Consider the following 16,751-nt stretch of genomic DNA (forward strand, 5'->3'; position numbering starts at 1 on the left):
CGAGCGCGCTCGTATGCAGGTCCGCCGGACGGAGACCGGGAGCTACTTTACCCAACTGTCGGACACACAGACACATGTCCCCTCCCCGCCCATTCATCGACCCCGCGACAGGAGAGATAGACAGGGCCCAGATACTCTCGGAGGCCGTGCCACTCGCGAAGCTCATCGGCGTGTTCGTCGCTGGGAGCCTCCCTCTCTATGCAATCGCGTTCTTCGGTGCGGAGAACTCCGCACTGGGTGTAGTACTGGCCCTGCTTGGTGAGTTCATCCTCGCCGTCGGCGCTGGAATTGTCCTGATGTACGTCATCGTCCGAGGAATCCGGCTGGCCGGCGAGTGAGGCGTCGCTGCCGGCGTCGCGTTCCTTTTCACCGCGGCGCTCCCAGCCACGGGTATGAGCGACGCCACGGACCCGACGGCCCGAAACCGACTCGACGAGGCGGAGAGCCCATATCTCCGCCAGCACGCTGACAATCCCGTCAACTGGCAGCCCTGGGACGAGACGGCCCTGGAAGCCGCCAGGGAGCAGGACGTGCCCATCTTCCTCTCGATTGGCTACGCGGCGTGTCACTGGTGTCACGTCATGGAGGAGGAAAGCTTCGAGGACGAGGCCATCGCCGACCAACTCAACGAGCACTTCGTCCCGATAAAGGTCGACCGCGAGGAGCGCCCGGACCTCGATTCGGTGTACATGAGTATCTGCCAGCAGGTGACCGGTGGTGGTGGCTGGCCATTGTCGGCCTGGCTCACGCCGGAAGGGGAGCCGTTCTACGTCGGAACGTACTTCCCACCGGAGGAGAAGCGCGGGCAGCCGGGCTTTGGCGACCTGCTCCAGCGGCTGGCGAACTCGTGGTCGGACCCCGAACAACGCGAGGAGATGGAGAACCGTGCCCAGCAGTGGACCGAAGCTATCGAGAGCGACCTCGAAGCGACGCCGGCTGACCCCGAGGACCCCGCCGAGGACATCATCCAGACCGCCGGAACCATCGCCCACCGCGGCGCGGACCGACAGGACGGGGGCTGGGGCTCCGGCGGGCCGAAATTCCCCCAGAACGGGCGGCTGCACGCGTTGTTGCGGGCATATGCTGACGGCGGGCAGGAAGACTACCTGAACGTGGTCGAGGAGACACTGGACGTGATGGCCGACCGGGGGCTGTACGACCACGTCGGCGGGGGCTTCCACCGCTACGCGACGGACCAGCAGTGGGCGGTCCCGCACTTCGAGAAGATGCTGTACGACAACGCCGAGATTCCGCGGGCCTTCCTCGCCGGCTATCAGGCCATCGGCTCGGAGCGCTACGCGTCGGTCGTCCGGGAGACCTTCGAGTTCGTCCAGCGCGAACTGCAACACCCTGATGGTGGCTTTTTCAGCACGCTGGACGCCGAGAGCGCACCTCCCAATGACCCGGATGGTGACAGCGAGGAAGGGCTGTTCTACGTCTGGACGCCCGAGGAAGTCCACGAGGCTGTCGACGACGAGACGGACGCCGAGGTGTTCTGTGACTACTTCGGCGTCACGGAGCGGGGCAACTTCGAGGGCGCGACCGTGCTCGCCGTCCGGAAGCCGGTAGCTGTGCTGGCCGAGGAGTACGACCAGAGCGAGGACGACATCACGGCGAGCCTCCAGCGCGCGCTAAACGAGACGTTCGAGGCCAGAAAGGACCGACCGCGCCCGGCCCGCGACGAGAAGGTGCTGGCCGGCTGGAACGGCCTGATGATCCGGACGCTCGCCGAGGGCGCGATTGTGCTCGACGACCAGTATGCTGACGTGGCCACCGACGCCCTCTCGTTCGTTCGGGAGCACCTGTGGGACGAGACCGAACAGCGTCTCAATCGCCGGTACAAGGACGGCGACGTGGCCATCGACGGCTATCTGGAGGACTACGCCTTCCTCGGCCGCGGCGCGCTGACGCTGTTCGAGGCGACCGGCGACGTTGAGCACCTCGCGTTCGCGATGGACCTCGGCCAGGCCATCACGGAGGCGTTCTGGGACGACGAGCAGGGCACGCTGTTTTTCACCCCGACCGGCGGCGAATCGCTGGTCGCCCGCCCGCAAGAACTGACCGACCAGTCGACGCCGTCGAGTACGGGCGTCGCCGTCGACCTCCTGCTGTCGCTGTCCCATTTCAGCGAGGACGACCGCTTCGAAAGCGTGGCCGAGCGGGTCATCCGGACGCACGCCGACCGCGTCTCCTCAAACCCGCTGCAACACGCCTCGCTCACGCTGGCGACGGACGCCTACGAGCAGGGCGCGCTGGAACTCACGCTGGTTGGCGACCAGTCAGACTACCCGAGCGAGTGGACGGAGACCCTCGCCGAGCGGTACGTCCCGCGGCGCCTGCTGGCTCACCGGCCGGCCGAGGAGGGCCGTTTCGAGCAGTGGATCGACACGCTGGAAGTTGACGAGTCGCCGCCAATCTGGGCCGGCCGGACGCAGGTCGACGACCAGCCGACAGTGTACGCCTGCCGAAACTTCGCCTGTTCGCCGCCGAAACACGACCTCGGAGCAGCGTTAGACTGGGGCGAAACGCCCGACAACGCAGAGTAAGGTTACGCCATCGCGTCTTCGATTTTGTCGGCGAGATACACCGCGATAGGGACCGGCTCTTCCTCGACGAATCGGGCGATCTCCTCGCCGTCGTGTTCGACGACAACCGTCGGGATGAGGTCGATGCCGTACGCTTCGACCTCCGGTCCGGTCTTCGAGCCGTCGTCTTCCTTCTCGACGGGGTAGTGGTGAATCTGCTCGGCTGGAACGCCGGCGGCTTCCAGGGCTGCCCCGAAGTCTGGGAGCTGCGCCCGGCAGTCCTTGCACCAGTCACCGCCCCAGATCTTGTATTCGAACTCGTCAGCGTAGCGTGTGAGAACGTCGACGGTGTCGGCATAGGCGTCTTCGACCCATACCGGATTCGGCTCCATGGTTTCGAGCGTCTGACTCATGACCGGCTATATGTATTCAGGGGGCTTGAAATCCCCGGCCATAAATTTCCCGCTTCAGACGGGCTTTAGCGGAAAAAGCGGTGTTTCAGCCGAAGCAAAGACCAGACACGCTACTGGTCGACCGTCACATTCGTCCGGATGTCCCGCGACGAACGGCCGATCTCGACGGTGTAGGTCCCAGCATCGACCGTCCAGCCGGAATCAGGGTCGTACCATGAGAACGCCAGATCGTCCAGCGTTAGTTCCACCGTCTGCCGTTCGCCGGCGGCTAACTGCACAGCCTCGAACCCGGCGAGTTCACGCTGTGGGCGGTCAACGCCGTCCACGGACGGCGGCCGGACGTAGGCCTGAACGACCTCGCGACCCGACCTGTCAGCGACGTTCTCGACTGGAACTGCGACCGTCCGCTCGCCTGTGTGTTCGGCTTCGCCGTATTCGAACGTCGCATACGAGTGACCGTGCCCGAATGGATAGGTCGGGTCCGTGTCTTCGTCGTCGAAGTGTCGGTAGCCGATAAAGACGCCCTCGTCGTAGTGGACTTCGTCGTCGACTCCGGGGTAGCGGCGTTCGGCTCCTGCAGTCGGATACTGGCTTTCCGGGGCGAACGTGACCGGGAGCCGACCGCTTGGATCCCGGTCACCATAGAGGACAGCGGCCGCCGCGTCCCCATCCGCCTGCCCGGGATACCACTGTTCGAGAACCGCGGCCACGTCCTCGCGCCACGGGAGTTCCACGGGGCCGCCGGACCTGACGACGACCACAGTGTTCTCGTTGGCGGCCGCAACGGCCGAAACGAGTTTGTCTTGCTGGCCCGGGAGCGCGAGAAATCCCGGTCCCGCGCCTCTGTCGTTGCATCGCGGACAAACACGACGGCGACATCGGCTTCCGCGGCCGCGTCGACAGCGTCGTCGAGCGACGGCTCCCGTCGGATGGTGTCCTCGGCCGAACCGTCGGTATCGTCGTCCTCACCGACGAACGGCAGGAGGTCGAACAGTGAGACGGATTCGATTTCTGGCACGCCAAACGCCGTCGTGACTGCGCCCTCGGCGCGGGATTCGATCCCTTCAACAGGGGTGACCGAGTGGACCGGCGTCGTTTCAGAAGAGCCGCCTCCGCCCAGTTTCGGCTCGTCGATGTTCGGTCCGATGACAGCCACGTCAGCCCCGTCGTCCAGCGGCAGGACCCCGTCGTTTTCAAGCACTACTGTTCCGCGGGCTGCCACATCCGCAGCGAGATCTCTGTGTCGCTGGCTGTCGAGTTCGCTAGCCTGGTCGTCGCTTTCACCGTCTTCGGCGGCAGCCCGGCTGCCGTCCAGCCGCCCGAATCGGTCCATCTGTCCGAGAATCCGCCGGACCATGTCATCAAGGCGTTCGGTCGGAACCTCGCCGCTGTCGATGACTTCGGCCAGTGGGTCGCCGAACAGGCCTGCACGGGTCGCGTCCGGAATCCCGTCGGGCCACTCGAACTCCTCGTCGCCATCCGCGGTGTCGCTGTCGGCGGCTTCCGCTGCGCCGGGAGCCGCCACCCCGGGCATCTCAGGTCCATGCCTGCGTTCGCCGCACCGACAGTGCTCTCCAGCCCGTACCAGTCCGAGACGACGTAGCCGTCGAACCCCCACTCGCGTTTGAGCACGCCGCCGACGAGGCGCTCGTGGTCGCTCATGTGCGTGCCGTTCACTCGGTTGTACGCCGTCATCACCGACCCGACGCCAGCGTCAACAGCCGAACGGAACGGTGGGAGATACAGCTCTCGGAGCGTCCGCTCGTCCACTTCGGCGCTGACGGTCGTGCGATGTGTTTCCTGGTTGTTGGCGACGAAGTGTTTCACCGTCGCAACGACATCAGCGGACTGGATGCCGTCAATAAGGCTAGCCCCGACAGCACCGGCGTGGACCGGGTCCTCGGAGAGATATTCGAAGTTGCGGCCGCAATGCGGGACCCGGATGATGTTCACGCCGGGCGCGAGTAGCGCATCCTGTCCAAGCGCTGCCGCTTCGCGGCCCATGGCCGCCCCCTGTTGCCGAGCCAGATCGGGATCGAACGTCGCCGCCGTCGCAATTGACGCCGGAAAGGCGGTCGCACGCTGTCCTTCGGCACGGATGCCTAGCGGCCCGTCAACGAGTCGAAACGGCGGAATCCCGGCTTCGTCGACACCCGAAATGTACCCCGTTGCTGTGCCCTCTGGATCGGTTGCGCCGCGAACAAGCGCGAGTTTCTGGGCGCGGGACAGCCGGGCAAGCACCGCTTCAGTGTAGTCGTCGTCAGCCATACCGAAGTTCACGGCCGGGCGGGCCTTAGACTGTCGACTGATCAGGACGCCGTCTCGGACGGCCTCGCCGGCTGCGTTTCGAGTCCCGAAACGACGAGTTTCGCGCCGCCAGACCGGCTTTCCGTCATCTCGACAGTCCACCCGTGAGACTCGATTACGTGCTGGACGATTGCCAGTCCGAGGCCGGTTCCCGACTCGGAGCTGGTGACGCCGTGTGTGAATATCTCCTCTCGTTCCTCGGGTGGGACACCGGGGCCGTCGTCGCTGATCGTGAACCCGTCCGGAGTGGCGTCAACACGTATCGTTACTCCTGTGCCCGGCGGTTCCATGCTGTCGTTGGCTCCTGGCTGACTGCTTGTGGAACCATGTTCGACACTGTTCCGAACCACGTTTTCGAACAGTTGCAGGAGCTGGTCACGGTCGCCGATAATCTCCCTGTCGCCGGCGATCTGCAGCGTCGCCTCGCCGGTATCGACGTGCCCCCAGGCCGCCTTCGCCAGCGCCGAGAGCTGTAGTTCGACCAGTTCGGTTGTTTTCTCGTCGCGGGCAAAGGCCAGGACCTCATCGATGAGGCTGCTCATTCGCTCGTGAGCTTCCTCGACACGGTCGAACTCGTCGGGGTCGTTGCGTTCTCGGGCCAGTGCCAGTCGTCCCGAGGCCACGTTCAGCGGGTTCCGTAGGTCGTGTGAGAGGACAGCGGCGAACTGGTCGAGCTGCTGGTTCCGGCGTTCGAGTTCTCGTTCCCGCTGCTTCTGGTCGGTGATTTCGTGGACGAGAAACACGCGCCCGACCAGTGTGTCATGAGAGTCATACAGCGGAGTCAGCTGGACATCGAAAAACCGATTGCGCTGCTCGATGACGGTCTGTGTCTCTTTGTCGTAGTCGGTCAGACCGCGGTATTTTTCGAGTAAATCGGGCGACGTTTCGAGCACGTCCTCGATAGACTGATCGACGACGGGTTCGCCTCCGAGTAGTTGGCGGCCAGCGTCGTTGGCCTCGATTATTCGGTCATTCGTGTCGACGAGGAACACAGCGCTGTTGAGCGACTCGACGACCTCTCGATAGGCGACTGGTGAGATATCCAGCAATCGCCCCCTGAAGAACGCCCACGAGAGGGTGAGCCCAGTGCCCGCCAGCAACAGTGGTGGGAGTTCGATGCTGGTGTCGCCGAAGATGCTGAGGACGCTCCCGAACCACGGGAGGCCGATTGCCAGCAGGACAGCGTACACCTGCTTTCGGTACAGACCGCCGGAAACGAGTGCGTAGTGGATGATGAGCGCACTTGATACGGCGATAAGTGCGTAGGAGTACACCAGATGACCCCAGAAAACAGGCCCGACAGTGATTTCCCAGCCGTACATACCGGCATCTGTCGGACCGGAAATCCGGTATATCACGCCATCAGGGCCGACAAACAGCGCAGCAAAGAACACGAGGGGTTCGACGGTCAGTAGCGCGACGGCCCGTCGGCCGAGATAGCGGTCACGGTCAGTGTAGGCCAGCGCGAACGCGAACAAGCCGGCCATCGCGGGCATCACACCAACGAACACGCCGTACGCGAAGAACAGAGCCAACTCAGTCCCGCGCGTCAAAACACCGGCCGCAGCACAGAGGTCCCATATCGAGAGCCCGGCAAGCAGAACCGCGAGTGCGGTCCCACCGCTGTAGTCGCGCCGCCCCCACGCGTACACCGATAGCGTCCCAAGGACAACGGCCACGGCAAGCAGAAGAAAGGCGTACGCAACGAGCAGCGTGGCCATTACTGTATAATCCGGCCCAGCGAGTAAATGGGTTCCGCCCAGTTCGAGGGGTTTACACACTCGCTCGGCATACCGGCGCGTATGCCTGTCGATAAGCAAGAGTTCGACGAGATACTGTCGTTCGAGCTTCACGAACCCGCGGACATTCTTGACGCCGACAAACTGTACACCATCCCAGAAATCGCTCGCCTCCTGCAGGGCCTTCCGGCAGATGCAGAACTCAATGAGGCCAACGAGTCGGTGTTCATCGACTGGGCCATCCCGTGGATGATCTTCAATCAGGACGACCTCGTGATCGCCGATCCGCAGGACGACGATGTTGTCGGGCTGTACGGTCTCGCTGAGTCATGAAGCTCCTCATTGCCGGCAGTGACCGCGTCGACGCGGGCAAGACCACGTTCAGCGTCGGCCTGCTTGAACGAACCAGCGCTCAAGGGTTCAAGCCCAGGGCGGGCAACAACTACTGGTTCGACCACGACGACTATCAGCGAGCGACGACCGAGGGACGGCTGTACGGCAAGGACGCCAAGCGCCTCGCGGCCGCATCACCGAGCGATGTCGTCCCGGAGGAGATCAACCCAATCCACCGACTGTGGCATCCCTCACCGGGGGCCGAAACGGGGCTGCTCGGGAAGGAAAACCAGCAGTTCGTCGTCGACCGGGTCGGCCGCCCGAGTGCCGAAACGGGTGTCGAGTATGTCGTCAACGGGACCGTCGACATTCCGGAGTCCGCTGCCGAGCGACTCCCGCTTGCCAATGCGCCACGAATCACCTCGATCGCGGATTTCAACGACCTGATGCGGGTGATGCACGTCGAGGCGCTGGAGTCGGTCGCCACAGATATCGAGACGACGGACCGGGCAGTCATCGAGTCATACGGCGACGTGGCCCGGCCGCTGTCGGGTATCGAACCGGACGCCGTGGCCGTCGTCGAGCCGGGCCGAGCGCGCATCTACGACGGCGACCGGTACAGCAAGGCCTGTCAGATCGCCACCGGCGGCCCCGGTGACGGGCAACTGGAGGAACGGGTGCCAAACGTCATCGACCTCATCGAGCAGGTCGCAGCAGTACGGCTCCCCGCACTCGACGGCGAGCAGCGCAGTGACCCGGCGGCTGTCGCCGATGCGTACGACCACGCCTACGACGCGCTGCTGGCCTGTGCGTTCGACTGAGAGCTGTGTGCCGGCCTGCCCTCAGAACTTCGCGGCCTGTAATGCCAGTTCGATGTCCTGATACGGCGCGTCGGTAACGCTCGGTCCGTGGCCGGTATGCATCTCCTGTAAGTCCTCGTCTGTGACCGACAGAACTCGCTCAATACTGTCGACGAGCAGGTCTCGGTTACCCTCATCGAGGTCCGTCCGGCCGAAGCTCCCGTTGGCGAACACGAGGTCGCCAGCGAACAGGACGCCAGCGTCGGCCGAGTAAAAACAGAGATGGTCGTTCTTATGGCCTGGCGTGTGCAGCGCCCGGTAGTCGTGGCCACCCAGCTGCATCGTCTCGTCGTCGGCGATAGCGTGTTCGATGCCATCCTGATCCGTATCGTAGCCATACACCGGCACGTCGAAAGCGTCGACAACGCTGTCGAGGTTCTCAACGTGGTCGTAGTGGGTGTGGGTGACGGCGACAGCGTCGATATCGTCGACGTGCTCTTCGACAGTTGACACCACGTCGAACTCGTTGCCGACATCCACCAGCACGGTTCGGTCCCCAGTGACGAGGAACACGTTGCTCGTGAAGGCCTGTTGCCCACGGGCGAGATTTCGAATCATTACCCGCTTATTTGCCGTCGTCCCGGATGTGGGTATCGTTCTGTCATCGATCGAGACGCGCTGCACGCCCGCACCCACAGGGCTATGTACGTGGATATGCAAACGAGGGATAGTAGAACATTATGTCAGATTCGGACCTACCTGTGGTGCTTATCGTCGAAGACGAACCAGATGTTGCCGAGACGTACAAACTGTGGCTGCAACAGGAGTACGAGGTCCGCATGGCACAGAACGGTGACGAGGGCCTAGAGCAACTGGATGCGGATGTCGACGTAGTGCTGCTTGACCGGATGATGCCCGGACTTTCTGGAGACGAAGTGCTTGAGCGTATTCGCGAGCGTGACCTGGGCTGTCGAGTGGCGATGGTCACCGCCGTCGAGCCGGACTTCGATATTCTGGAGATGGGCTTTGACGCATACCTCTCGAAGCCGATCCGGAGCGAACAGCTCCACGAGACAGTCGACAATCTGCTTGACCGCTCTGAATATGACTCGCTGCTGCAGGAATACTACGCACTCGTCGAGAAGCAGGCGACGCTCGAAGCGACGAAATCGAGCGCGGAACTGGCCGAAAGCGACCAGTACGACGAGCTGAGCCAGAGAATCGCGGAGATGCGAGACGACCTCTCAGATACACTCGGTGGCATCGAAGACGACTCCGATTTCATCGCAACGCTTCGCGGACTGAGCGACGATGAAGACAACTGAGCGACAAACAATGTATGATCTCACCTCAGTACTAGAGTTCGATGCGCTCAGTGAGGTCCGGCCAGGGTCTAGCATCCTGATATCCGGTCCAGCAATGAGCGGGAAGGAACGACTCGCATACGATATTCTCGCCGACGGGTTGGACAAGGGTGACGGCGCGGTGGTCGTGACGACCGGTGACGGCGCGGGCAGCGTCGTCGAGGAGTTCCGGTCGCTCGTGCCCGACCTCGACGACTCCCAACTCGGTGTCATCGACTGTCGGGGCGAAGGTGGCACGGACGAGGAGGCAATCGGTAACGCCCACGCGCACCACGTCTCTTCGCCCGGTGATCTCACCGGCATCGGTATCGGCATCACGAAGGCGCTGGAAGGGCTGCACAATGCCGGTAACGAACAGGGCCGTCTGGCCCTCGTCTCGCTGTCGACGATGCTGACCTACACGGACAAGAAGACCGTCTTCAAGTTCTGTCACGTGCTGTCCTCGCGTCTTGACTCCGCGGGCTACATCGGCGTGTTTACCATTGATTCGGGAGCCCACGACGACCAGACCCTGCAGGTCATCAAGCAGGCATTCGACGGGATGATTGACGTTCGCGACGCCGAGGGCGGCGGCCGAGAGGCCCGCGTGCTCGGCCTTGCCGGCGAACCGACCGACTGGCAGGATATCTGAGTACGAGGCTATCCACAGGCGGTCCGAACTCCGTGTCGGTCCGGGAAGGAAGTATTTTGCCGCTCCGGGACACCCTCCCGATATGGACGTAAAGCTGCTCGAAGCGACAGACGACCCTGAGGATCTCATCTGCAAGGCAGCACGCAACGACTACAGCGACACCTCCGTCGGCAGCCAGTCGTTCGAAGCGACAATGGCTGAGGTCGACGGGGATACTCTTGACGACAAAAAGGAGACGCTCATCGGGCATCTACTCGACCACGGCCACTTCGGCCCCTTCGAACACGCGCAGGCGACCTTCGCCGTCGAAGGCGTCTCCCGCTCCTGTATGGCCCAGATCACCCGTCACCGACACGTCTCATTTGATGTACAGTCGATGCGGTACGTCTCCTTCGACGATATTGACCCCGAAGCCGTCCGCGAGGGAGAACTTGTCGTGACGCCACCGTCCGCAACGGACCCGGACTGGATCGGCCGGAACCAACAGAAAGCGAGCGTCTCTGACGACGAGTTCGAGAAGCGAACGGAGATATTCAAACACACCATCGAGCAGGCGGTCGAATCGTATCAGGAGCTGCTTGAACTCGGAATGCCGCCGGAGGACGCCCGGTTCGTGCTGCCAATCGGGACCAAGGTGAACATCGTGATGTCGATGAACGCCCGGATGCTGATGCACGTCGCGGATATGCGGGCTGCGGCGGACGCACAGTGGGAGATCCGGGAGATGACCGAGGAGATGCTTGACCTGGCAGCCGACTGGTGTCCCAAGACCTTCGAGTACTACGACGAAGAGATGAAGGGGCGCAAGAACCGGCTCGCTCCCTGACAGGTCCGGCACTCTTTCCAACGTTCAGAGCGGCTATCTCCGGCCACAACCATCGACAATCGTTGAATCGACCTTGATACTCACAACGGCAATAGGAAGACACAACTCGTTTTGCTGCATAAATGGCCGGGCTTCAGAGTATCAAAAGACGAAACGAGTACGACACATTCATTACCGCACATCCTAGATGAACAATCGTGTCTTACGAGGTTGAACGTCCCACCCGTCGGTCGGGAACTGCGCCTGATGTGATGTGTGCTGTCGACGATGTCGACGGCCAGCAGCGGTTCGTCATCGCCGATATTGCCCACGATGACACCTGGATTTCGATGGTAGCGGACGAGACCTGTACACTTACAGCCTGGCGATAACTGACGACCACCGGCTGAAAAGTTTTTGTTGGCTGCTCTGTGACGTAAGAGTATGGAATACGACGACATGCTTGACCGGGCGATGGAAGAAACGCCCGAGATCGACGGCACAAGCGAGCGGTTCGAGGTCCCAGACCCGGATGTCCGACAGGAGGGCAACGCCACCGTCTACGAGAACTTCCAGTCGACGTGTTCCCGACTCGGACGTGAGGACGACCACGTGATGAAGTTCCTCCAGAACGACCTCGGGACGAGCGGCCACATCGACGAGAGCGGTCGAGCGCGCCTGACCGGTGAGTTCGATGCCGACCGTATCGAGGCGTCCATCGACGACTACGTCGACGAGTTCGTGCTCTGCTCAGAGTGTGGACTGCCAGACACGCAACTGGAACGGGAACAGGGTGCGCTGTTGCTTCGCTGTGAGGCGTGTGGCGCACGCTCGGCGACGAGCGAGTAGTTACTGCAGCCCTTTCAGCGTCTGCAAGTCGTTTTCCGTACGGGTGAAAACGGCGAGCCGATGGCTCGCATGACAGTTCGGGCAGTGGAACGTCGTGTCGTGTCGCGGCAAGTCTGTCGGCGTCGACTCCCAGTCTTTCTTACACTCAGGACAGAGCAATCGCACGTACGCTTCCTCCATGTATGTTACTCACACACATAGCCAATGATAAAAAGCCTTGTCGTCTCCCCATTAGTCTGCCTTCACCCGGGCGTCAGGCCGGAAGGTCCTCGGCTTCGAGGAGTTCCTTGTATCGGTTTCGGATAGTCACTTCAGAGATGTCAGCGACGTCGCTAACCTGACTCTGTGTGACCTTCTCGTTGGTCAGCAGCGCGGCGGCGTAGACGGCTGCAGCGGCGATACCGACCGGTGATTTGCCGGAGAGCATCCCAGACTGGCGAGCACCCTCGATGAGATCTCGTGCCTGTCGCTGGGTCTCCTCGCTAAGTCCGAGGTCGGAGATGAACCGTGGAAGGTAGTGTTCCGGGTCCGCCGGCTGGACTTCGAGGCTGAGTTCGCGGACGATGTAGCGGTAGGTTCGTGTGAGCTCCATCTTCTCGACGCGGGAGACACGGGCCATCTCGTCCAGCGACCGGGGGTTTCCGGCCATGCGAGCGGCCGCGTACAGCGCAGCGGTCGCGACGCCCTCAATGGAACGACCTGGGAGGAGGTCGTCACCGAGCGCGCGGCGGTAGATGACGCTGGATGTCTCGCGGACGTTCTGGGGGAGCCCCAGCGCAGAGGCCATTCGGTCGATTTCGCCCAGCGCCTGCTTGAGATTGCGCTCCTTGGAGTCACGGGTACGGAATCGCTCGTTCCAGGTCCGGAGTCGCTGCATTTTCTGGCGCTGCTCGCTGGAGAGGGAACGCCCGTAGGCGTCCTTGTTCTGCCAGCCGATGTTCGTCGAGAGGCCCTTGTCGTGCATCATGTTCGTCGTCGGCGCGCCGACGCGAGACTTGCGGTCCTTCTCGGCGGAATTGAACGCACGCCATTCCGGACCGTGGTCAATCTCGTCCTCCTCGACGACCAGCCCACAGTCTTCACAGACTGTTTCGCCGTGCTCAGTGTCCGTAACGACATTGCCACTACATTCGGGACAGGTCTCTACAGCCTCCTGTTCCGTCGACTCAGTAATTTTCTCGTCTCGTTCTCGTGTGCTTGTCCGCGTTGTTGATTCACTCATGATTGGAAGTCCTGTTCTGCCGGGTGCAGAAATTTTAAGACTATTTGGGGATTTGTCTTACCCTATAGTTAGTCCGTAAAGTATATAAATCTTTCGCCGTCTTTCGGCACAAACCGCGGGACAGCGGCGTGATAGGGTATAGCATGGCCCGCTGTAGGGATATATAACCTTGCCGATTACCGCCAACTCCCAGACATACCGCATAATCGGGGGACTGCAACGCCATGTGACTCCGTCGGTGCAGCGCTGAACGACCAGTCCACACCCTGCAACAGTCACTCCAGTTCGGTCGAGAACGGCGAGTGGGTCCCGGAATTACCGGGTCAGCGGGAGTCACAGTGTGGTTCCGCACATCGTGGGGGAGTGATATGATGTAAAAAGCGATGTTACCATCTGACGCAGTTTGGTTATGATTACATACCAGATGAGTACAGACAGTGATGATGACGCCCTGTCACTGGAGCGGCCAGCGACCGATTAATTGGGGGCGATACAGACCACGGGGCCACCGAACTCAAGTACCGCAACGAACGGCATCCAGCGACTTGAGAGAGGCTGCGGTTCGCAGTAGGGCAGCAGCCTATCGGTCGAACAGATAGTAGTAGACTGACAGACATTTCTCTGTGAGCGCCAACCCGATATCCATCGGACCGGGTTTCAGACAGTGAATAGGTGCCCCTCAGTTGGGACATCGAAGAGGCCGATACGCGCGCCCGCGTCCAACCACGCGTGTCCATACGAGAACGACGCCAGCGCGTTCACGAGGTCGTCGTCGTCTCTAAAGTGACGCCCATCTTCAAGATACGCCGACGCCATCTCCTCACACTCTAGAGCGGCGTCGTGCATCGGCGTTCCGTCAGGTGGTGCGACTGATGCCGCGTCAAGTGCCTCAGCAAGCAGTCCCTCGTAGCGGTCGGTCTTCTCTTCGAGATCAGCGGCCATACCCTCAGCGAGCGGTGGCAGCGGCCTAAGCGTGTCGTCCCAACGTGAGTTCGGCGCACGACAACACAAGCTAAATACGGCCTGGTAGTCTAACTTGGCTAATGACAGAATCGGTCGAACACCGACGACTCATCGTCGCTGGCACGGGCGCAGCGGGACTGACAGCGGCCATCTACGCCGCCAGGAGCAACAACGACCCACTCGTTCTCGAAGGCGACGAACCCGGTGGGCAACTCACGCTGACCAGCGAAGTCGAGAACTTCCCCGGCTTCCCCGAGGGGCTCTCCGGGCCGGACCTTATCAACAATATGAAAGAGCAGGCCGAGCGCTTCGGCGCTGAGCTGGAACACGGTATCGTCGCCGATATTGACGACAGCGAGCGGCCGTTCCGCGTAGAACTGTCGAACGGCGACGTGTACACCTGTGACGCCTTCATCGCCGCCTCCGGAGCCAGCGCCCGGACGCTGGGCGTCCCCGGCGAGGACGAGCTAATGGGCTACGGCGTCTCGACGTGTGCGACCTGCGACGGCGCGTTCTTCCGCGGCGAGGACATGCTCGTCGTTGGTGGCGGCGACGCGGCCATGGAGGAGGCCCACTTCCTCACGAAGTTCGCCGACACCGTCTACATCGCACACCGCCGTGAGGAGTTCCGCGCCGAGGACTACTGGATCGACCGTGTCCAGCAGAAGGTCGACGAGGGTGAAATCGAGATCATGCGCAACACCGAACTGCTGGAAATGCACGGCTCCCCCGAGGACGGAGTCGACCACGTCACCCTCGCACAGAACGACGAGGGTCATCCCAGCGAGAAGCTCGACGACGACGGGACCGAAACCTTCGACTTCGACGTTGGCGCCGTCTTCATCGCCATCGGTCACACGCCCAACACCGGCTACCTCGAAGACACCGGCGTCGAACTTGACGACACCGGGTACATCCAGACCCACGGCGGCACCGGCGGCGACCAGACTGCCACCGACGTGGACGGTATCTTCGGTGCCGGCGACGTGGTCGACTACCACTACCAGCAGGCCGTCACCGCTGCCGGGATGGGCTGTAAAGCCGCCATCGACGCTGACGAGTACCTCGAAGCAAAGGCCGAAGCTACCGCAGAGGCAGAGTCCGAAGCCGCCGCGGAAGCCGACGACTAACGCAGCTGCTTCTCCGTTCTCACATCCACAGACCCTTTAGGATAGCCCCCGGAGTCGATGGCATGGCAACCGACACTGTCACGCTGACTATTGACGACGGCGAAGAGACCGACGAACTCACAGTTCCGAGCGAACTCGTGGACATCCTCCGAGAGTCGCCGGACGAGACGGACCCGCAGGTCGTCGGCGACATCGCGATGTTCGGCATGACCCAGCGGATTCACAGCGCTGTCCACCACGCGCAGGGCGAGCCGGACGAGCAGATCGTCGCACTCGAAGAAGAGACCAGCGAGCTGTTCGAGGAGCGCTTCGGCCAGTCCTTCGCCGAGCTGACCGGTCACGACCACTAATTCTACCGGCCAGTTCTCAGAACTGCCAGTGAAGCACTACGCCGTCGTCGACCCGTTCGACGTCGGCCAGCTCCGGCTCCGGGAAGTCCTCAATGAAGCCGTCGCCGTCGGCCAGCGTCGGCGCGTCCCGGCCGCCGATGACCTTCGGACCAACGTAGACGAACAGTTCGTCGACCAGCGCCTCCTCTAACAGGCCGAAAATGAGTTCGCCGCCGCCCTCGACCATGAGCTGGTCGATGCCGTCGCCTTCCAGCTTCGCGAGCGTCGTCGTCAGATCGACCCGGTCCTGACCGGCAGCAATGACGTACGCGCCGGCGTCTTCCATCTCCTCGATGAAGTCCGGCGGCGCGGCTTCGCTGACGAGGAGGTAGGTCTGAGCGCGGCCGTCAAGCACTGTGGCGTCCGGTGGCGTGCGGATACGGGAGTCGGCGATGACGCGGGCGGGGTTTTCGGGGTCGCCGCGATCGGCCCGGTCGGCGCGGCGGTCGGCATTGTCGACGGTCAGCGAAGGGTCATCGGCGAGAATCGTGCCGACACCGACCATCACCGCGTCGCTGTCGGCTCTGAGCTGGTCGACGCGGTCGAAGTCGTCCGGGCCGGAGATAGCGATCTGTTCGCGGCGGCGGGAGGAGAGCTTCCCGTCGACACTCATGGCGGCGTTAACGACGACGTGCATACTCGTCCGTGCCGGCGATGCGTCAAACGGCTTTTGGGTTACGCTCAGGAGGAAGGCGTCTCGGGGCGCTTCGAAAGTTTTCGGGCGTCAAGTTTCTTTACCGTGCCGTCGGCGGTTTGCAGCTTCAGCACCGTCTTTTTCAGTACCAGCTCATCGACGTCAAGCGTGGTCTCACTGGTCCAGCCACGGAGTCTAACTATCCCTTCCTCGTCGATTTCAACGAATGTACGGGGCTTGCGCTGAGACCCCATCGTCCACTCCTCGTCACCGACGGAGAGTTCCTGTCCGCCGTCTTTTGACCAGCAGAACACGCAGGCAAACTGCTCGCGGGGTTCGTCCGCACGGTCGTGGTCGACGCGGGACCACTGCTCGAAGTCGACGCCGAAATGAGCGGCCCACAGTTCCAGATACTCAAAATCGAATTTCTTCTTGCCGTCGTTGTTCCGGCCACTCCGCCAGATGACGTGAGCCTCTGACGGCTTCGACCCGAACACGCTCCCCATTGTCAGGCCCCCCGAGGTCCGCATGCGTTATCAATCTCGATATTTTTCTGCCCAGTTAGCTTGATATGGCCAGTAGCGGAATATTCGGCCGCTTGAAACGTACTAACTCGGTCAGAGAGCATATGCTGAGAGATTACAGTA

General features: G+C 62.2%; 19 protein-coding genes and 1 pseudogene. 11 read left to right on the top strand and 9 right to left on the bottom strand.

Features of this window, described 5'->3' with window-relative positions:
* The first annotated feature begins 74 nt into the window (after positions 1-74).
* The gene (locus tag ACODNH_RS19290; RefSeq protein WP_434530873.1) at positions 75-338 is read left to right on the top strand and encodes a hypothetical protein; all 264 of its coding nucleotides are present in this window, start codon (positions 75-77) and stop codon (positions 336-338) included.
* A 54-nt stretch (positions 339-392) separates the two neighbouring features.
* Positions 393-2,546 carry a thioredoxin domain-containing protein gene (locus ACODNH_RS19295; RefSeq protein ID WP_434530874.1) on the top strand — a complete coding sequence of 718 codons (2,154 nt, stop codon included), beginning with the start codon at positions 393-395 and terminating at the stop codon, positions 2,544-2,546.
* Between the two features lie 2 nt (positions 2,547-2,548).
* Here the strand turns inward: ACODNH_RS19295 and ACODNH_RS19300 are convergent, their stop codons facing one another.
* The 3 genes and pseudogenes from ACODNH_RS19300 to ACODNH_RS19310 all read right to left on the bottom strand — a co-directional run bounded on the left by ACODNH_RS19300 (position 2,549) and on the right by ACODNH_RS19310 (position 6,966).
* The gene (locus tag ACODNH_RS19300; RefSeq protein ID WP_434530875.1) at positions 2,549-2,938 is read right to left on the bottom strand and encodes a thioredoxin family protein; all 390 of its coding nucleotides are present in this window, start codon (positions 2,936-2,938) and stop codon (positions 2,549-2,551) included.
* A gap of 110 nt (positions 2,939-3,048) precedes the next feature.
* A pseudogene (locus ACODNH_RS19305) lies at positions 3,049-5,206 on the bottom strand (beta-glucosidase).
* 41 nt (positions 5,207-5,247) lie between these two features.
* A complete protein-coding gene (locus ACODNH_RS19310; RefSeq protein WP_434530876.1) occupies positions 5,248-6,966 on the bottom strand; it encodes a histidine kinase N-terminal 7TM domain-containing protein in 1,719 nt (572 codons plus the stop codon).
* A gap of 27 nt (positions 6,967-6,993) precedes the next feature.
* Here ACODNH_RS19310 and ACODNH_RS19315 point away from each other — a divergent pair, with 27 nt between their 5' ends.
* Together ACODNH_RS19315 and ACODNH_RS19320 are read left to right on the top strand one after the other, a co-directional pair.
* The gene (locus ACODNH_RS19315; RefSeq protein WP_306707227.1) at positions 6,994-7,317 is read left to right on the top strand and encodes a DUF5827 family protein; all 324 of its coding nucleotides are present in this window, start codon (positions 6,994-6,996) and stop codon (positions 7,315-7,317) included.
* Positions 7,314-8,138 (top strand): ATPase, encoded by an 825-nt coding sequence (locus ACODNH_RS19320; RefSeq protein ID WP_434530877.1) that lies wholly within the window; start codon positions 7,314-7,316, stop codon positions 8,136-8,138. Before ACODNH_RS19315 ends, ACODNH_RS19320 begins: the two co-directional genes overlap by 4 nt.
* Before the next feature lie 21 nt (positions 8,139-8,159).
* Here ACODNH_RS19320 and ACODNH_RS19325 read toward each other — a convergent pair whose 3' ends face one another.
* Positions 8,160-8,735, bottom strand: coding sequence for an MBL fold metallo-hydrolase (locus ACODNH_RS19325; protein ID WP_434530878.1), 576 nt, complete (start codon positions 8,733-8,735; stop codon positions 8,160-8,162).
* A gap of 122 nt (positions 8,736-8,857) precedes the next feature.
* Between ACODNH_RS19325 and ACODNH_RS19330 the strand changes: the two genes are divergently transcribed.
* The 5 genes from ACODNH_RS19330 to ACODNH_RS19350 all read left to right on the top strand — a co-directional run bounded on the left by ACODNH_RS19330 (position 8,858) and on the right by ACODNH_RS19350 (position 11,766).
* The gene (locus ACODNH_RS19330; RefSeq protein ID WP_306707233.1) at positions 8,858-9,442 is read left to right on the top strand and encodes a response regulator transcription factor; all 585 of its coding nucleotides are present in this window, start codon (positions 8,858-8,860) and stop codon (positions 9,440-9,442) included.
* A gap of 10 nt (positions 9,443-9,452) precedes the next feature.
* Entirely contained in the window at positions 9,453-10,112 is a 660-nt protein-coding gene (locus ACODNH_RS19335; protein WP_005534121.1) for an RAD55 family ATPase, read from the top strand.
* Positions 10,113-10,194: 82 nt separating this feature from the next.
* Entirely contained in the window at positions 10,195-10,938 is a 744-nt protein-coding gene (thyX, locus tag ACODNH_RS19340; RefSeq protein ID WP_434530879.1) for an FAD-dependent thymidylate synthase, read from the top strand.
* 197 nt (positions 10,939-11,135) lie between these two features.
* Entirely contained in the window at positions 11,136-11,309 is a 174-nt protein-coding gene (locus ACODNH_RS19345) for a DUF7556 family protein (RefSeq protein WP_306707238.1), read from the top strand.
* 52 nt (positions 11,310-11,361) lie between these two features.
* Positions 11,362-11,766: a translation initiation factor IF-2 subunit beta gene (locus ACODNH_RS19350; protein ID WP_306707240.1), complete on the top strand. Its 405-nt coding sequence runs from the start codon at positions 11,362-11,364 to the stop codon at positions 11,764-11,766.
* On the opposite strand, the gene ACODNH_RS19355 is transcribed toward ACODNH_RS19350, so the two are convergent.
* The 3 genes from ACODNH_RS19355 to ACODNH_RS19365 all read right to left on the bottom strand — a co-directional run bounded on the left by ACODNH_RS19355 (position 11,767) and on the right by ACODNH_RS19365 (position 13,930).
* Positions 11,767-11,946: a hypothetical protein gene (locus tag ACODNH_RS19355; RefSeq protein WP_004515550.1), complete on the bottom strand. Its 180-nt coding sequence runs from the start codon at positions 11,944-11,946 to the stop codon at positions 11,767-11,769.
* Positions 11,947-12,019: 73 nt separating this feature from the next.
* The gene (locus tag ACODNH_RS19360; protein WP_306707243.1) at positions 12,020-12,988 is read right to left on the bottom strand and encodes a transcription initiation factor IIB; all 969 of its coding nucleotides are present in this window, start codon (positions 12,986-12,988) and stop codon (positions 12,020-12,022) included.
* A 657-nt stretch (positions 12,989-13,645) separates the two neighbouring features.
* The gene (locus ACODNH_RS19365) at positions 13,646-13,930 is read right to left on the bottom strand and encodes a DUF357 domain-containing protein (protein ID WP_306707245.1); all 285 of its coding nucleotides are present in this window, start codon (positions 13,928-13,930) and stop codon (positions 13,646-13,648) included.
* 101 nt (positions 13,931-14,031) lie between these two features.
* On the opposite strand from ACODNH_RS19365, the gene ACODNH_RS19370 reads away from it, so the two are divergent.
* Both ACODNH_RS19370 and ACODNH_RS19375 read left to right on the top strand, forming a co-directional pair.
* Positions 14,032-15,081, top strand: coding sequence for an NAD(P)/FAD-dependent oxidoreductase (locus ACODNH_RS19370; RefSeq protein WP_434530880.1), 1,050 nt, complete (start codon positions 14,032-14,034; stop codon positions 15,079-15,081).
* 62 nt (positions 15,082-15,143) lie between these two features.
* Entirely contained in the window at positions 15,144-15,431 is a 288-nt protein-coding gene (locus ACODNH_RS19375; protein WP_004592488.1) for a DUF7545 family protein, read from the top strand.
* Positions 15,432-15,447: 16 nt separating this feature from the next.
* Here the strand turns inward: ACODNH_RS19375 and ACODNH_RS19380 are convergent, their stop codons facing one another.
* Together ACODNH_RS19380 and ACODNH_RS19385 are read right to left on the bottom strand one after the other, a co-directional pair.
* A complete protein-coding gene (locus tag ACODNH_RS19380) occupies positions 15,448-16,107 on the bottom strand; it encodes a 2,5-diamino-6-(ribosylamino)-4(3H)-pyrimidinone 5'-phosphate reductase (protein ID WP_306707250.1) in 660 nt (219 codons plus the stop codon).
* A 44-nt stretch (positions 16,108-16,151) separates the two neighbouring features.
* Positions 16,152-16,610, bottom strand: coding sequence for a hypothetical protein (locus ACODNH_RS19385; protein ID WP_306707504.1), 459 nt, complete (start codon positions 16,608-16,610; stop codon positions 16,152-16,154).
* Between the last annotated feature and the right edge of the window lie 141 nt (positions 16,611-16,751).

This window comes from Haloarcula sp. NS06 (assembly GCF_051122755.1).
Classification (GTDB): Archaea; Halobacteriota; Halobacteria; order Halobacteriales; family Haloarculaceae; genus Haloarcula.